At 37.8% G+C, this 16,091-nt stretch carries 12 protein-coding genes and 3 pseudogenes; 5 read left to right on the top strand and 10 right to left on the bottom strand.

Annotated elements, in window-relative coordinates; all coding sequences use genetic code 11:
* The 3 genes from NBW36_RS00245 to NBW36_RS00235 form a co-directional block, all read right to left on the bottom strand.
* Positions 1 to 285: a hypothetical protein gene (locus NBW36_RS00245; RefSeq protein WP_250238312.1), complete on the bottom strand. Its 285-nt coding sequence runs from the start codon at positions 283 to 285 to the stop codon at positions 1 to 3.
* A complete protein-coding gene (gene pheT / locus NBW36_RS00240) occupies positions 266 to 2,683 on the bottom strand; it encodes a phenylalanine--tRNA ligase subunit beta (RefSeq protein ID WP_250238310.1) in 2,418 nt (805 codons plus the stop codon). The genes NBW36_RS00245 and pheT overlap by 20 nt, the downstream gene beginning before the upstream one ends.
* Before the next feature lie 268 nt (positions 2,684 to 2,951).
* The gene (locus NBW36_RS00235) at positions 2,952 to 4,235 is read right to left on the bottom strand and encodes a malic enzyme-like NAD(P)-binding protein (protein WP_250238308.1); all 1,284 of its coding nucleotides are present in this window, start codon (positions 4,233 to 4,235) and stop codon (positions 2,952 to 2,954) included.
* Positions 4,236 to 4,773: 538 nt separating this feature from the next.
* Between NBW36_RS00235 and NBW36_RS00230 the strand changes: the two are divergent.
* From NBW36_RS00230 to NBW36_RS00215, 5 genes and pseudogenes are all read left to right on the top strand, one after another.
* Positions 4,774 to 5,427 (top strand): annotated as a pseudogene (locus tag NBW36_RS00230) (IS6 family transposase).
* 203 nt (positions 5,428 to 5,630) lie between these two features.
* The gene (locus NBW36_RS00225) at positions 5,631 to 7,337 is read left to right on the top strand and encodes a M3 family oligoendopeptidase (protein WP_320412872.1); all 1,707 of its coding nucleotides are present in this window, start codon (positions 5,631 to 5,633) and stop codon (positions 7,335 to 7,337) included.
* Between the two features lie 208 nt (positions 7,338 to 7,545).
* Positions 7,546 to 8,226: pseudogene (locus NBW36_RS00220) on the top strand (IS6 family transposase).
* 73 nt (positions 8,227 to 8,299) lie between these two features.
* The gene (locus tag NBW36_RS05685; protein ID WP_439099475.1) at positions 8,300 to 8,443 is read left to right on the top strand and encodes a hypothetical protein; all 144 of its coding nucleotides are present in this window, start codon (positions 8,300 to 8,302) and stop codon (positions 8,441 to 8,443) included.
* Positions 8,444 to 8,449: 6 nt separating this feature from the next.
* Positions 8,450 to 9,521: pseudogene (locus NBW36_RS00215) on the top strand (IS256 family transposase).
* Between the two features lie 245 nt (positions 9,522 to 9,766).
* On the opposite strand, the gene NBW36_RS00210 reads toward NBW36_RS00215, so the two are convergent.
* The 7 genes from NBW36_RS00210 to lpdA form a co-directional block, all read right to left on the bottom strand.
* Positions 9,767 to 10,045, bottom strand: coding sequence for a hypothetical protein (locus tag NBW36_RS00210; RefSeq protein WP_250238306.1), 279 nt, complete (start codon positions 10,043 to 10,045; stop codon positions 9,767 to 9,769).
* A 54-nt stretch (positions 10,046 to 10,099) separates the two neighbouring features.
* Positions 10,100 to 11,236 (bottom strand): transcription antitermination protein NusB, encoded by a 1,137-nt coding sequence (locus tag NBW36_RS00205; protein WP_250238304.1) that lies wholly within the window; start codon positions 11,234 to 11,236, stop codon positions 10,100 to 10,102.
* Positions 11,237 to 11,251: 15 nt separating this feature from the next.
* The gene (locus NBW36_RS00200; protein WP_250238302.1) at positions 11,252 to 12,364 is read right to left on the bottom strand and encodes a Glu/Leu/Phe/Val family dehydrogenase; all 1,113 of its coding nucleotides are present in this window, start codon (positions 12,362 to 12,364) and stop codon (positions 11,252 to 11,254) included.
* 158 nt (positions 12,365 to 12,522) lie between these two features.
* The gene (locus tag NBW36_RS00195; RefSeq protein WP_439099474.1) at positions 12,523 to 13,146 is read right to left on the bottom strand and encodes an IS6 family transposase; all 624 of its coding nucleotides are present in this window, start codon (positions 13,144 to 13,146) and stop codon (positions 12,523 to 12,525) included.
* On the bottom strand, positions 13,147 to 13,293 hold the full coding sequence (locus tag NBW36_RS05680) for a hypothetical protein (protein WP_439099473.1): 147 nt from the start codon (positions 13,291 to 13,293) through the stop codon (positions 13,147 to 13,149). It abuts the gene before it with no gap.
* A 369-nt stretch (positions 13,294 to 13,662) separates the two neighbouring features.
* Positions 13,663 to 14,445, bottom strand: coding sequence for an enoyl-CoA hydratase/isomerase family protein (locus tag NBW36_RS00190; protein WP_250238300.1), 783 nt, complete (start codon positions 14,443 to 14,445; stop codon positions 13,663 to 13,665).
* Between the two features lie 187 nt (positions 14,446 to 14,632).
* The gene (gene lpdA / locus NBW36_RS00185) at positions 14,633 to 16,027 is read right to left on the bottom strand and encodes a dihydrolipoyl dehydrogenase (protein WP_250238298.1); all 1,395 of its coding nucleotides are present in this window, start codon (positions 16,025 to 16,027) and stop codon (positions 14,633 to 14,635) included.
* Positions 16,028 to 16,091: the final 64 nt, after the last annotated feature.

Genomic DNA, 16,091 nt, shown 5'->3' with positions numbered 1-16,091 from the left:
TTATGCTTGTTCAAAATAGGCTAAACAGAGATCTATTTCCTTGATATACTTATTAATCTGATTCACTAAATGGTTGTCGAATGGGAGAGCTTTATGGTTTTCTGCAGTGGAGCTGCTAAGGTTTGTTTTGGATGCTTCCAATAGGGACTTTAGTGTCTGATTTTCCTCTGTTAATTGGATGATTTGTTTTTGGTAGGCTGCATAAGCCTCTAGTAGCTGCATAAGCCTTTTTTCAAAGCACTCTATGATGCGTCGATCCTCTTGGTTATCTTCTAATGATGCCATTTAAGTCACGTTCAAAAGTTTGAATCAGCTTATGCATGATTTGGTCAATACTTTTGTCATCCAGTGTCTTTTCTCTATCCTGTATTGTAAAACGAATCGCATAAGATTTTTTATCTACTGGTAAATTCGGACCTTCATAGACATCAAAGAGATGGATCTCTTGAATATTTTTATCTCCTTGCTTTAGAATAAGCTCTTTTATGTTTTGGAATAAAACAGTCTTATCTACTATCAAAGAAAGGTCTCGTTTAACAGCAGGAAATTTAGAGATGGGTTCATAAACTTTTTCGGATCTACTGACCTTTAACAAATGACTCCAGTTAATATCTGCAAAAAAAACAGGTTGTTGAAGGGAAAAATAATCTATAATAGATGACTCCACCTGGCCAAAAGTTATTACCACTATATCTTTATGTACGCCTTGAACACCCTGTGTATAGAATGGATGCGTTACTGCTCTATAAGATAGATCTGTAATACCTAACTTTTCCATGAGTTGTTCTGTCGTGTTCCGCACATTCTGTAAGGTTACAGAACCCAGCTGACGTACCCAGTTGGGTGATTCTATCTGACCAGTAAGCCAAAGGGCTAATCTTTTTTCTTCGTTGTATGCTGCATTAGCTTGATTATAGATGGTACCCCATTCAAACAATTTCAAGTCATACTGGCGGCGTGTCAGATTATAGGCAATAACTTCTAGCCCACTAAAAAGCAGCGTAGGACGTAATATATTGGTAGATCCACTGAGTGGATTAAGAATAGGGACTGCTTTTTGAGTAGGCGCTATAGCTCCATAAGCCTCCTTGGTTAAAGAATTAGTGCATATTTCATAATAGCCATTGGCTACCAATACTTTACTAATTTCTTCTGCCACCTTATAGGCTTTATCTACTCTATTTTCAGGAGAGAGGTAAGGAGCAGCTAAGTGGCTGGGCATGCGATCATATCCATATATGCGTGCAATTTCTTCAATCAGATCAACTTTTCTGGTAACATCCACCCTATAAGGTGGTACCTTGGCCGTAAAACCTTTATCGGTTTCTGCTTCAATATCTATTTCTAAGTCTGTTATAATTTGTTTAATGAGGGTTGGACCAATCGTTTTACCCAAGCATCGGTTAATTTCTGCATAAAAAATGGGAATATTAAAATGTTCCAATGGCTTTGGGTAATATTCTATAACTTCATATGCTTGTGCAGATGGGACCAATTTTTGTAATAATAGCACAGCTCTTTTTAATGCATAAAGGGGAAGATTAGGATCTGTCCCGCGTTCAAATCGAAAAGAAGCATCCGTTTTAAGGTTATGCTGTTGGACAGCACGACGTATAACCGCTGGATTAAAATAGGCACTTTCTATAAAAACATGTTGCGTGACATCTGTAATACATGTGCGGAGTCCGCCCAGGATGCCAGCCATCGCTATAGGACCTGCTCCGTCGCAAATCATAAGCTCATGACCGGCCAATTTTCTTTCTATGCCGTCCAATCCTATAAATAAGGTAGCTGGAGCGCACAGCTGAACCTTAAGCGACTTTTCGATGATGGTGTCATAATCAAAAGCATGTAATGGTTGGCCCAGTTCATGTAATACCAAGTTGGTTACATCTACTACATTATTAATAAGTTTGACGCCAATGTGTGATAACCTGGTGCGCAGCCATTTGGGAGAAGGCTGAATGGAGATATTTTTAAGCAATAGTCCAGTATAACGTGGGCATAGCGCAGCATCTATGCTATCTATTTTTAATGGCGGGTCAGATCGTATGGGATGAAAGGCTTCAACGGAAGGAAGAGTGGTAGGAAGGTGCAAAATAGCTTTAAGCTCTCTGGCCACACCTAGGTGTGAGCAGGCATCTCCTCTATTGGGTGTAATCTCAATTTCTAAGATTTCATCTAGTAGATTTTTAAAGTAGTCTTTAGCAGGGGTGCCGGCAGGTAATGTAGTGTCCAATACTAGAACGCCATCATGTGCTGGGCCGATGCCAATCTCATCTTCTGCACACATCATTCCTTCAGATAATACCCCTCTAATGTTCACTTTTTTAATTTGAAAAGGAGATTGGTCTACATAATTATAAATTGTACTGCCTACTGGTGCAACCACTACCTTCTGCCCGACTTGTACATTAGGGGCACCACAAATAATGGTGCACAGCTTACCCGATCCAATATCCACTAAAGTTTGCTTTAACCTATCTGCATTAGGGTGGGGTAGGCAGGATCGTATGTCACCTATTATAAGCCGTTCTAAACCACCTTTAATAGTAGGATAGATGTGCGCCACTTCTAATCCCCTTTGGGTTAAAAGAGGTGCCAAATCAGAGGCCTTTAAAGAAAAATCAATATAGGACTTGAGCCAATTTAGGGATATTTTCATAGTGTGCAATCGTTCCATAAGGAATTTGTATCCTACTTTTTGCTCAAGCAAAAAGTAGGATACAAATCAAGCCCTGTGCAAAAAATAGGCCTACCCTTAAAGCTGGAAAATCAGAACCCGCTTTTCAGGTCTAAACAAACTGATTTTCTCGTCATCTTTAAAGATAGACCTTCTAATCGTAACCTTTTACAAGAGTGGTCTTTTTTTTTGTAGACTGCATCACTTTTAAATTTAATAATTTTACTTTCAATCTAAAACTAGATAAAAGAGCATGAATAGTTTGCCATTAATTTTGATGCCCTACGCGTTCTGATAGCTCTATTCTATAAGCATCCCAATCATGAATAGGATGTTTAGCCACACCAGAATCCATAGCGGCTTGCGCAACAGCTATAGAAACGGTAGAGAACAAACGTGTATCCATAGGCTTAGGGAGTAGATATTCTTTTCCAAAATGCATCGTTCCACCATAGTATTTACGAACATAAACGGGTACCTCTTCTTGTGCTAGTTGTTGAATGGCTTGTACAGCAGCTTGTTGCATAGCTCCATTGATGGCAGAAGCACGCACGTCTAAAGCGCCTCTAAAAATGTAAGGAAAAGCAAGTAAATTATTTACTTGGTTGGGGTAATCGCCACGTCCTGTGGCAAAGATCGCATCTGGTCTAGTAGTCATAGTATCTCGGTAAGAAATTTCTGGAACAGGGTTTGCTAATCCAAAAATAATAGGATCCTTAGCCATTGGCTCTATACTTTGACTCATTAATAGATTCCCAGAAGAGAGACCTATAAAAACATCTGCCCCAACCATTGCATCATGTAGGGTATGTACGGAACGGTCCGTAGCAAAGGGTGCTTTGATAGGCTCAAGATCACTTCTATCCTTACGAATGACCCCTTTTCTATCACACATAACGATATGGGCCGGATTGGCTCCTAAGGCAACTAAAAGTTTTGCCGTAGCAGTCGCTCCTGCGCCAGCTCCGCTAAAGACGATCTGTACCTGTGCAATATCCTTATTTACAATTAATAAGGCATTTAATAAAGCAGCAGCTGCTACAATAGCTGTAGCATGTTGGTCATCATGCATAATCGGTATATCCAATTGAGCCATCAATGCTTCTTCAATTTGGAAGCATTCAGGTGCTTTAATGTCCTCTAGGTTAAGTGCACCAAAAGTAGGTGCCAATGCTTTAATAACTTGTATTGCGTCTTCAGGACTAGTTGCATCAATTTCAATGTCAAAAGCATCCACGCCAGCAAACTGTTTTAAGATCATTGCCTTTGCTTCCATAACCGGTTTAGCAGCTAAAGGACCAATATAACCATAGCCTAATACAGCTGTACCATTGGATAGAATACCTACCAAGTTGCCTTTATTGGTATATTGGTAAACCTTTTCATTAGATTCAGCAATTTCTTCGCAAATAGTGCCCACACCAGGGGTATAGGCTGTAATGATATTACGAGGTGTATGGAGTGGCTTGGTAACGCAGGTACCTATCTTTCCAGCCGGAAATTTAGCGTGATAGGCTAAAATTTCTTCTTTAGTAACAACTGTTTTATTCATGATATTTGAACGTTTTTTGATAAATGTTGCATATTTTGGTTGCAATACCTTCTTGCTTTAAGCAAGTAGCTAAGCCAAGTTACTATTTTTTAACCATTTATACCAAAAGTAGCAGCGTGCATCAAGCCCCTAGCTTGTATGGCAGGTGCTTACTAACGTGAGTTCGGGATTAGATTATTTTTTCATTTGATAATCAACATTAATAAAAATTTATAAAATTTGTTTTATAGACAGTTAAATAGGTAGTTGAATAACAAATAATTCTGGTAATCAGTTTATTATATATATTATATTTATAAAATTAGATATAAAAACTTGTTAAATAGGTGCAAATATTAACTAAATAATTGATGTTAAATTGTTGTAAATCAGTCAAATAAATCACGAACTCACGTGACTACGCAATTGTTCACAAGCGGCGTCGATAGCTGTACCGTGTTCTGCACGCACGACTGCATGAGTCCCCTGTGCACGGGTTTTGTCGCGTTTATTCTAAAAAATCATTATTTTAGTATCTGTAGTTAAAAAAGTAGTTATTATGTTTAATGTTTCGCCCAAATTATTACCTTATTTTAAGGGCTATTGTTCTTCAGCAGAAGTCATCTTGTTATTTGTCTAGATGAAATGTCGTTTTTCCTTGAGCTATAGAGATTTGGAAGAGATGATGCGTATGAGAGGCGCAAGAGTTGATCATTCTACGCTACAAAGATGGGTTATTAAGTTTGTTCCTCTTATAGATGAAGCAGTAAGCAAAAGAAAACGACCAGTTGGTGGTAGTTGGAGAATGGATGAAACCTATGTTAAACTAAACGGGAAGTGAATCTATTTATATAGAGCAGTAGATCGTTATGGTGATACAGTTGACTTTTTTCTATCTGAGCATAGAGACAAGTCTGCAGCTTTTTCTTTTTTTCGTAAGGCGATCACAGAAAATAATATTCCTAAGAAAGTAGTAATTGACAAAAACGGTAGTAATAAAGCTGCCCTTGATGCGATCAATACAGAACTTGAACAAGATCATAGGTTTATCGAAAAACGGCTAAAACCTATGCTTAGTTTTAAGTGTTTTAAGGCTGCAGCCATTACCATTGCAGGGATAGAAAACATTCGTATGATTCAAAAAGGACAAGTAATCGGAGCTAAAAATCATCTTTCTGGTTTTGAGAATTTTGTTATGCTAATGGCCGAATAATAACCAATATATATCCAAAACTTCACTTAAAAGAAAAGACGTTACTAACGAAAATATAGACGCGACAGAACCCTTTGGCTACCCGAAAAGGACACAAATTGGTTATAGAGGCACTTAATGTTGTAAAAACAAAAAGATAATGCATGGATTTTTTTTTCTGATCTCTAAATAAAATTAACATTAATTGTACTATAAAAATTTAAATGATGCAAAAATATATTCGTACTTTTGTGCCAGTAGATTACGCTATCACAGACTGGGCTTCTATGCAACCTTTTTATAGTAATCTGCTGGCTAGAGACCTCTCTTCATTGGATGGTCTTACACAGTTTTTAGCCGATTGGAGCGAACTAGAAGGGGTACTAGAAGAAGATGCTGGATGGCGTTACATTCATACTTCTTGCGATACTACTGATGGAACGGCTAAAGATCGTTATGAGTACTATATTACCGCTATAGTTCCTCATGTAGCAGCTGTTACAGATCAACTACATCAAAAGGTTTTAGCCGCAAAAGAGGCGCATATCTTGCGTAAAGAAGCACAATATGATATCTTTTTTCGAAAGATTGAAAATCAATTGCGTTGCTACAAAGAAGAAAACATACCCATTCAAACTGAAATTCAGTTAAATACAAGACAATTCGGTGTTATTTCAGCTGTGATGGTGGTAGAAATAGCTAGGAAAGAATGCACCTTGCAGCAAGCTGAAGCCCATTTAGAATCGACCGATAGGGCCTTTCGAAAAGAGGTATATGATAAGATACAACAACGCAGGTTGCAAGATAAAGATGCACTCAATGCACTCTACTCCAAGCTGATTCAGCAACGTCATCAAGTAGCCCTGAATGCTGGTTTCAAGAATTTTAGAGATTATGCTTTTGTATCCATGAATCGCTTTGATTACACCCTAGAAGATTGTTTTACCTTTCATGCCGCTATTAAGGAAGAAATAGTACCGTTACTCAATGAGCTAGCAGAAGATCGCAAAGAGCAGCTTGGATTGACTATATTGCAGCCATTTGACCATGCAGTAGATGTACAGGGCAGAAAACCATTGCGTCCCTTTGTAGATGCGACAGAGCTGGTGGCTAAAACGATTACAGTATTTGAACGATTAGATCCTTTTTTAGCAGATTGTTTGCGTACCATGCAGCAGATGGGCCATTTGGAATTGGCTTCTCGTAAGGGCAAAGCGCCTGGTGGATATAATTATCCTTTGGATGAGACCGGGGTGCCTTTTATTTTTATGAATGCGGCTTCCACTGTAGGCGATCTATTGACCATGTTTCATGAAGGAGGTCATGCTGTTCATTCCTTTCTAGTGCATAGCTTGCGCCTAAATGCTTTTAAACATTGTCCATCAGAGATTGCAGAGTTGGCTTCCATGTCTATGGAGTTGCTTACCATACCGCATTGGGATGTTTTCTTTACCAATCAAGAGGATCTCAATCGTGCTAAAAAAGATCATTTGATCCATGTGATCAGTTGTTTGCCATGGATGGCTACCATTGATGCTTTTCAACATTGGGTTTATACGCACCCTGATCATACTTTAGCAGAAAGAGTAGAAAACTGGAACCGTATCTTTAGTAACTTTTCAGACAACCTAACAGATTGGACCGGTTATGAGCTAGTCAAAACCCATTTATGGCAAAAACAACTCCATCTTTTTGAAGTGCCTTTCTATTATATCGAATATGCTATTGCACAGCTTGGTGCGATTGGCGTATGGAAAAATGCGCAAGAAAACCCGAAACAAGCGTTGAATAATTACCTAAATGCATTAAGGTTAGGGCATACGGCATCCATGCATAAGGTCTACCAAACCGCTGGTGTTTTTTTTGATTTTAGCAGGCAACATATTCGTTCCTTGGCGCAATTTGTGCGTAAGGCTTGGAAGGAATTGTAAGGAATTTTTTTCTTACTTGTGGTTGGATCAACAAGTAGCCAAAAAATCAAAGTATCTTTTCAAGTCAGTGGTAAAAATTTATATCACACTTTTTTCTTGATAAAGCAGGGTTCTGTTGCGTTTATTCTAAAAAATCATTATTTTAACGTGAGTTCTGGATTTATTTGACTGATTTACAACAATTTAATATCAATTATTTAGTTAATATTTGCATTTTAAAGGCTATTGTTCTTCAGCAGAAGTCATCCTGTTATTTGTCTAGATGAAATGTCGTTTTTCCTTGAGCTATAGAGATTTGGAAGATATGATGCGTATGAGAGGCGCAAGAGTTGATCATTCTACGCTACAAAGATGGGTTATTAAGTTTGTTCCTCTTATAGATGAAGCAGTAAGCAAAAGAAAACGACCAGTTGGTGGTAGTTGGAGAATGGATGAAACCTATGTTAAACTAAACGGGAAGTGGATCTATTTATATAGAGCAGTAGATCGTTATGGTGATACAGTTAACTTTTTTCTATCTGAGCATAGAGACAAGTCTGCAGCTTTTTCTTTTTTTCGTAAGGCGATCACAGAAAATAATATTCCTAAGAAAGTAGTAATTGACAAAAGCGGTAGTAATAAAGCTGCCTTTGATACGATCAATACAGAACTTGATCAAGATCATACCATTCAAATATTTCAAAACAAATACTTGAATAATAGAGTTGAACAAGATCATAGGTTTATCAAAAAACGGCTAAAACCTATGCTTAGTTTTAAGTGTTTTAAGGCTGCAGCCATTACCATTGCAGGGATAGAAAACATTTGTATGATTCAAAAAGGACAAGTAATCAGAGCTAAAAATCATCTTTCTACTTTTGAGAATTTTGTTATGCTAATGGCCGCATAATACGGGTCTTTTGTTTTAAGTGTGTAAATATTTTTTAAGATTTATCTTTACCTAAATCATAACACTTAAAACAATGAAAAGAAAAGAGACAGTTAAAGATGGGATAAGCAAGGCCATAGATGTACTGATAGAATCAGGTGTAGATCTTTCCAGACTTTTTGATCAAGACGGCTTACTCAAACAATTAAGTAAGCGTCTTGTAGAAAAAACATTATAGTCAGAAATGGATGACCATTTAGGTTATAATAAGTATGTACGTAGTGATTCAGAGAATGTACGTAATGGATTATCCAGTAAGCAAGTTATTACTGATAATGGCGTTATATCGGTTGAAGTACCCAGAGGTAGAGCATCTACTTTTGAACCTATTTTATTGCCTAATCGTCAAACAAGAATTCCTGGTTTGGATGATAAGATCTTATCTTTATATGCTAAAGGTATGAGTCTGTCAGATATTCAGATTCAAATACAGGAATTATATGGCGCAGAAGTAAGTGAAAGCTTGATAAGTAACATCACAGACTTTGTTATTGAAGATGTTAAGATATGGCAAAATCGTCCCTTAGAATCAGTCTATCCTATTGTTTTTTTGATTGCTTTGTAGTTAAAGTTAGACAAGATAAGCGCATCATCAACAAGGCAGTCTATGTCGCTTTAGGTATAGATAGATCTGGCATAAAGGATGTTTTAGGGCTTTGGATGAGTGAAAATGAAGAGGCTAAATTTTGGTTAGGCAATTTAACAGAACTCAAAAATCGGGGTATGAACGATATGCTCATTGCATGTACAGATAATTTGTCAGGCATGTCTGAGGCCATTGCTGCTGTATACCCAAAAACGGAACATCAGCTCTGTATTGTTCATGCAATTAGGGGTAGTTTGCAGCATGTTTCTTATAAACATAGAAAGGTATTAGTTGCTGATTTAAAACCAATTTATACAGCAGTTACCAAGCAAGAAGCATTGATGGCCTTAGAAGCTTTTGCTACTAAGTGGAATCAACAATACCCACAAATAGCCCAATCTTGGTATGCTAACTGGGATAATCTGATGGTATTTTTACAGTACCCTAATGCCATACGTAAGGTCATTTACACAACAAATGTTTGGAATCTGTAAATAGCCAATTTCGTAGAGTTACCAAAAATAAAAAAGTGTTCCCTAACGATCTAGCTATTTTTAAAACATTATATCTAACTATTAACTACATGATTAGAAAATGGACCACCTCTATTCATAACTGGAGCGAGGCTATGGCACATTTTTTAATTAAAGTTGAAAACAGAATTGAATAAAACCAAAAAAATAATTTACACACTTAAGTGGACAGAGCCCATAATACCCAATATATATCCAAAACTTCACTTAAAAGAAAAGCCTTTACTAACGAAAATATAGACGCGACAGAACCTGATTTTTTGGCTACTTTTTGATCAAGCAAAAAGTAGCATATACATTCCATATTTACCACACTGACTTGAACAGATAAGGTAGCATGCACATTCTTTTTTACCACTGGCCTGAACAGATGTAATTGCTTCTAGTGCGTTTTTTGTTCCAATTGCCTTTCGATTAATTGCAACTCTTTTAAAATTTGTTGCGCAGAGTTTACCACATCCGTAATGACCTCTTTACCTGTGGTTTTAGCTTCGTTTACAATAGCATTTTTATTTCCTATAAGCTTTAGAATAAAAGCTTGTAACTGTTTTTTACATGATTTTAAGTTGTAAATCATTCCATCGCTAGTTATTTCCCCTTTTGTAGGTGCAGAAAGGATGCTTACAAAAGCACCTAAACAGAAACCTAAGCAAAGGATCATTAAATTTTCAGTTCTTTTTATCATGATTGAGCCGGTTAAGTAATTGGGTTCTTTTTATTTTTCATTTTCTAGTCCCTTTAAGATACCCTCTAGTACACCATTTATAAAGACACTGCTTTTAGCAGTGCCATACCATTTTGCTATTTCAATGTACTCATTTATAGAGACCTTAAAGGGTATTTCCTTACACTCAAGCAATTCTGCTAGGGCCAATTTGAGTATCAACTTATCTGTTAATAGGATGCGTTCACAATCCCATTTTTCAGTTTTTTCACCAATCATAGTCTCATAAAGAGTGCTGTTTTGTATAACAGTCGTTAAAAGGCGATTGTAAAACGCTGCTTCTATAGCCCATTTTTCCTCTAAGTTATGCCAAAATGTAGTAAATCTAGTAAAATCTTTTGTTGAGAGCATGATAAAGATACGGGTTAAAATTTTTTTTACCATGCGCTTATGTTCATCCCAGTATAGATCTGCCATAGCTAAAAAATCATTGATGGGACCTTCCTGGAATATAATATTTTGAAGGATGTACTCCAAAAATTTTATACTATTATTGGAATCTGATCTATATGATTTTGGCATTTCTGTAGGTTGGATGAATTGTTTATACCAGTTTTCTACTTGGTCTTGATCCTTAGCCCAGCTGACGCCATTTTTATAGATGGCATTAATCCAGTTGCTGTTGTGATACAACTCCTCTAGCAAGGGGTCTTGTGCCAGCTGGTTTTTAAGCAGATGATCTGCTGGTTTGGATGGGTCGTGCGATGCTTTTGCCAATTTATACCATTCTATCAGTAATAGCAAAGCATATAAAAGACCGATGTAGATAGATTCCTTAGACCGGTTAAATCCATTCTGTAAAAGGATTTGTGCTTCCTTCAATGCTGCTCCATAGTAGAAAAGATGCCTACGTACAGATTCCTCAATTTTTTTGTTTTCTCCATAAACAAAAGCATGAGTAGGAAGCATTGTGGCTACTGCTTCTGAGCAAAGTGCAACCGCTATACTTTGCTTTGCAGGGAGTAGCTCTTTTTGGTCCGGTGCATCTAGAAAGGGATCAAATATAAAGTCTTTTTTTACTTGTTCTACGGCCTCTTTTTGATAGACTTTTTGTGAAATAGCATAAGCATAAAAATTTTGTAGCGCTTTTATACGAACAAAACGCCGAGGAATAAGGAAATTTTCCATTATAATGGAGTGGTTTTATCGGCCAAGTTGCGCATTTTTTATGCTTTGAATGCGTGCTATAGCTATTTCTTGTGCTACTTCCTGGGTTGGGCGAAATGTTTTTGCAGCTTTATCTAATACATCCAGACAGATGATATAGAGCAGCTCTATACGTTTTTTGACCAAATCTTGCGACTTGGGTTCTAGTTCCGTAACGGCGTTGATTAAGCCGCCTGCATTGGCCAAAAAGTCTGGTGCATATATAATGCCTCTTTTAAGCAACAGTTTACCATCCCGGTCTTGATCTGCTAGTTGGTTATTGGCCGAACCGACTACAATGGAACAATTCAGCATGGGAATGGTTGCACTATTTAAGGTGGCACCCAAAGCACATGGTGCATATATGTCTAGTGGCCAGCTGTACAAACGTTCAGCTGCTACTACTTCTACTTTGCAGACTTCCGTTATGGCTTGAAGCCGTTTGGAGCAGATATCGGTTACGTAAACAATCGCTTGCTCTTGGCAGAGTAATTTGGCTAAAGAGTAGCCGACTTTACCTATGCCGGCTATACCAATTTTTTTGCCCGCTAAGCTATCTGTACCAAATGTTTTCTTTGCAGTGGCTTTCATGGCAATATAGACCCCATAAGCGGTATGCTCAGAAGGATCACCACTACCACCTAGTGTTACAGGAAGACCTATAACATGACGGGTTGATTTAGCAATATCTACCATATGCTCCATAGTGGTATTGTAATCTGGTGCAGTAATGTAATCACCGCCTAACCGCTCTATAAAAGTTCCATATTTTCTCAGCAGTGCTTCGGTAAGTTCCATGCCTTTTTTCTTCATAAGCACAGCTTTACCGCCGCCGAAGTCTAATCCAGCTATAGATGATTTGTAGGTCATGCCACGGGAAAGACGTAGTACATCCTTAAGCGCATCTCGCTCATCTTGGTATTCAAAAAAACGCAACCCACCAACAGCAGGCCCTAATGTAGTATCATGTATGGCCACAATGGCTTGCAAACCCGTTGCTTCATCTTGAAAATAGACCACCTGTTCATGTCCTTTTTGGGAAAAATGGGTGGAGTCATTTGGGTAGTTGCTAAAAATATAATTAGAAACAGTTTGTTCTGTTATTTTCATAGGGCCTAATCAAGGTTGTTGAGGTTAAAAGAATGGCTTCAATGTACAAAAAAGCCCTTAAATGGAAAGGGCTATTAAGTCAATAAGGTTCTGTCGCGTCTATATTTTCGTTAGTAACGTCTTTTCTTTTAAGTGAAGTTTTGGATATATATTGGGTATTATTCGGCCATTAGCATAACAAAATTCTCAAAAATAGAAAGATGATTTTTAGCTCCGATTACTTTTCCTTTTTGAATCATACGAATGTTTTCTATCCCTGCAATGGTAATGGCTGCAGCCTTAAAACACTTAAAACTAAGCATAGGTTTTAGCCGTTTTTTGATAAACCTATGATCTTGTTCAACTCTATTATTCAAGTATTTGTTTTGAAATATTTGAATGGTATGATCTTGATCAAGATCTGTATTGATCGCATCAAAGGCAGCTTTATTACTACCGCTTTTGTCAATTACTACTTTCTTAGGAATATTATTTTCTGTGATCGCCTTACGAAAAAAAAAAGCTGCAGACTTGTCTCTATGCTTAGATAGAAAAAAGTCAACTGTATCACCATAATGATCTACTGCTCTATATAAATAGATCCACTTCCCGTTTAGTTTAACATAGGTTTCATCCATTCTCCAACTACCACCAACTGGTCGTTTTCTTTTGCTTACTGCTTCATCTATAAGAGGAACAAACTTAATAACCCATCTTTGTAGCGTAGAATGATCAACTCTTGCGCCTCTCATACGCATCATATCTTCCAAATCTCTATAACTCAAGGAAAAACGACACTTCATCTAAACAAATAACAGGATGACTTCTGCTGAAAAACAATAGCCTTTAAAATAAGGTAATAATTTGGGCGAAATATTAAACATAATAACTACTTTTTTAACTACAGATACTAAAATAATGATTTTTTGGAATAAACGCGACAGAACCAATATATATCCAAAACTTCACTTAAAAGAAAAGCCTTTACTAACGAAAATATAGACGCGACAGAACCCCCCAAGCTATACCTAATTACTAACGTATCCATTCAGCTTGCTGGCAAGACTATTCTAAAAAAAAGAAAAAACGCTCCCTTGTAAAAAGTTACGATCAGCAAGTCTACGGTGAAAGAAGAGTAGAAAACCGGCTTGGTTGGGTTTGCAGGGTGCACGCTGATTTGCCATCTGTAAAGGTAGACTTTCAGCAACTTTTTGCGTCAGGGCTTGATTTTTTGCACATCATTTGATCAAGCCAAAAGGGCGATACATCATTCCTTTTTTGCTTACCCTTCACCTAAGCAGATATGTTATTGGATCAGGCTACTTCATTTGTAGAAGCGATTGTTTATCGATAATCTTCATGAGTTTCTCTTTAAGGTCTATCGCTTTAAAGCAGTTGGCAAAACCATTGGCTTCTGTTTGAAAACCATTTTCATCTGGGTTTTCGGCCGCATTTACACAAGTTACCAACATACCCAGTGCCAAATCTGCATTATTTGTAATAGATGTAAGCCACTTTTTAGCCTTCTTAAGCATTTCTTCCTTATAACTCACCACTTCACTCACCAGGCCCATGCGTTCTGCGTCTTCTGCATCAATACGCTTACCGGTCATGAGATACTCTAATGCTTTGGTCTTTCCTAATAATTGCGTCAACCGTTGTGTACCACCAAAACCAGGAATAACACCATAAGCAATTTCTGGAAAAGCAAAGGTAGCATTCTCAGAAGCAAATCGAAAATGGCAAGCCAATGCTAGCTCAAAGCCAGCGCCGAAAGCGTAACCATTCACAGCAGCTAGAATAGGTTTAGGACAATTTTCTATAAAAGCCAATACCTCTTGACCATTTTCTGCAAACTTTCTTGCATTCAACTCGCTTAACTTGAGCAGTTCAGAAACCTCTATTCCTAAGGAGAAAATTTCTTCTCCTTCTCCAGTAATAATTACGCCTTCTATGGCATCATCGTCATACACTTCTTGAATGACATTACGCAATTCCATAAGCCTTTTATCTGTTAAAGTAAAGGATTTTGAACCGGTTTGAAAAGTAATGGTTAAGATACCATCTTCTAGATTACTTTGTAATGATTCTGTTTTTTCCATGCTAGACGCAAATTTGTTTTATAGCTTAATTAACCAAACCGTATGCAATGCGCACATTGCACTTTTTCTATCTACGCAATTTAATATTCCATTTTATTCCAAAGCTAAAAACGATACTACCAAATATACAGGATATTTAAATAGTTCAACAATTTTTTTGGTCGTAGTTTGCATCCTATCGCAACCATTAAACGTGAATCACCTCTCCATAAGCAGCTGCCACTGCTTCCATAATGGCTTCTGACATGGTCGGATGGGGATGCGTACTATTTTGAATTTCATATGCAGTAGTTTCCAATTTACGTGCTACCACTACCTCTGCGATCATTTCTGTGACATGGGCACCCACCATATGTGCACCAAGCCATTCCCCATACTGGGCATCAAAAATCACTTTTACAAACCCTTCTGGTGCACCAGCTGCATGCGCTTTTCCAGAAGCAGAAAATGGAAATATACCTACTTTAATCTTATAACCGGCCTCTTTTGCAGATTTCTCTGTATAACCTACGGAGGCTACTTCAGGTTGTGCGTAGGTACAAGCGGGTAGATTATTATAATCTAACGGTTCTGGTGTAAGCCCTGCTATTTTTTCTACACAAATAATACCTTCTGCTGATGCTACGTGGGCTAAAGCAGGCCCTTTGATAAGATCGCCAACAGCATAGACCCCGTTGCAACTGGTCCTATAATAGGGATTTACTGCAATCTTACCTGTTTCCATAAGAATACCGTTTTCCTCTAAACCAATATTTTCTATATTAGGCTGCACACCAACAGCAGTAAGAACTAGGTCACTTTCCATCTGCAGATCGCCCGATTGAGTAGCAATATGTACTTTAGACGAGGTTTGCATCGCCTCCACTTTGGTAATTTCTGCAGCAGTATAGACCTGCATACCCTTTTTAGTAAAAGATTTTAGGATTTGTTTGGATACATCTTCATCTTCAAGTGGTAATAAATAGGGAGTATACTCCACCAAAGTAACTTTTGTTCCTATTGTATGGTAAAAGTAGGCGAATTCACATCCAATAGCGCCGCCCCCTACAATCACTATAGAGGCTGGTTGCGTAGTGCGTACCAGTGCTTCTCTATAGCCCATAATATGGGATCCATCAATAGGTAGATGGGGCAACTGACGACTTCTTGCGCCCGTTGCTAAGATAATATGTTGCGCACGATAAAGGTGGGTAGTACCTGCTGGTGTAGTAACCGAGGCAGTACTATGAGAGAGCAGTTTCCCACGCCCTTCTAGGATGGTAATGTTATGCTTTTTAAAAAGATGGTGAATGCCCTTGTTCATAGTAGCTACCACATCTCGGCTCCGCTTCATAATAGCCCCAAAATTGGGCCTAGCTTGGATGACCTCAATACCGTAAGATGCAGCATGGTTAAAATAATCAAATACCTGGGCACTTTTTAATAATGCTTTTGTAGGAATACAACCCCAATTTAGACAAACGCCACCAAGTGCTTCTTGTTCTATAACCGCAACCTGCATACCCAACTGAGCTGCTCTAATAGCGGCAACATACCCACCTGGACCACTTCCAATTATAATAAGATCATATTCTTGAGACATATTAGTTGTTTACTTGAGGCATATATATGCAAAAGCTATAGCTACCGGTATAGTAGACAATTAT

This window comes from Cardinium endosymbiont of Oedothorax gibbosus (assembly GCF_936981045.1).
Taxonomy (GTDB): Bacteria; Bacteroidota; Bacteroidia; order Cytophagales; family Amoebophilaceae; genus Cardinium.
The sequence above is the reverse complement of the archived record's forward strand: the minus strand, read 5'-3'. Positions and strand labels throughout refer to the sequence as shown.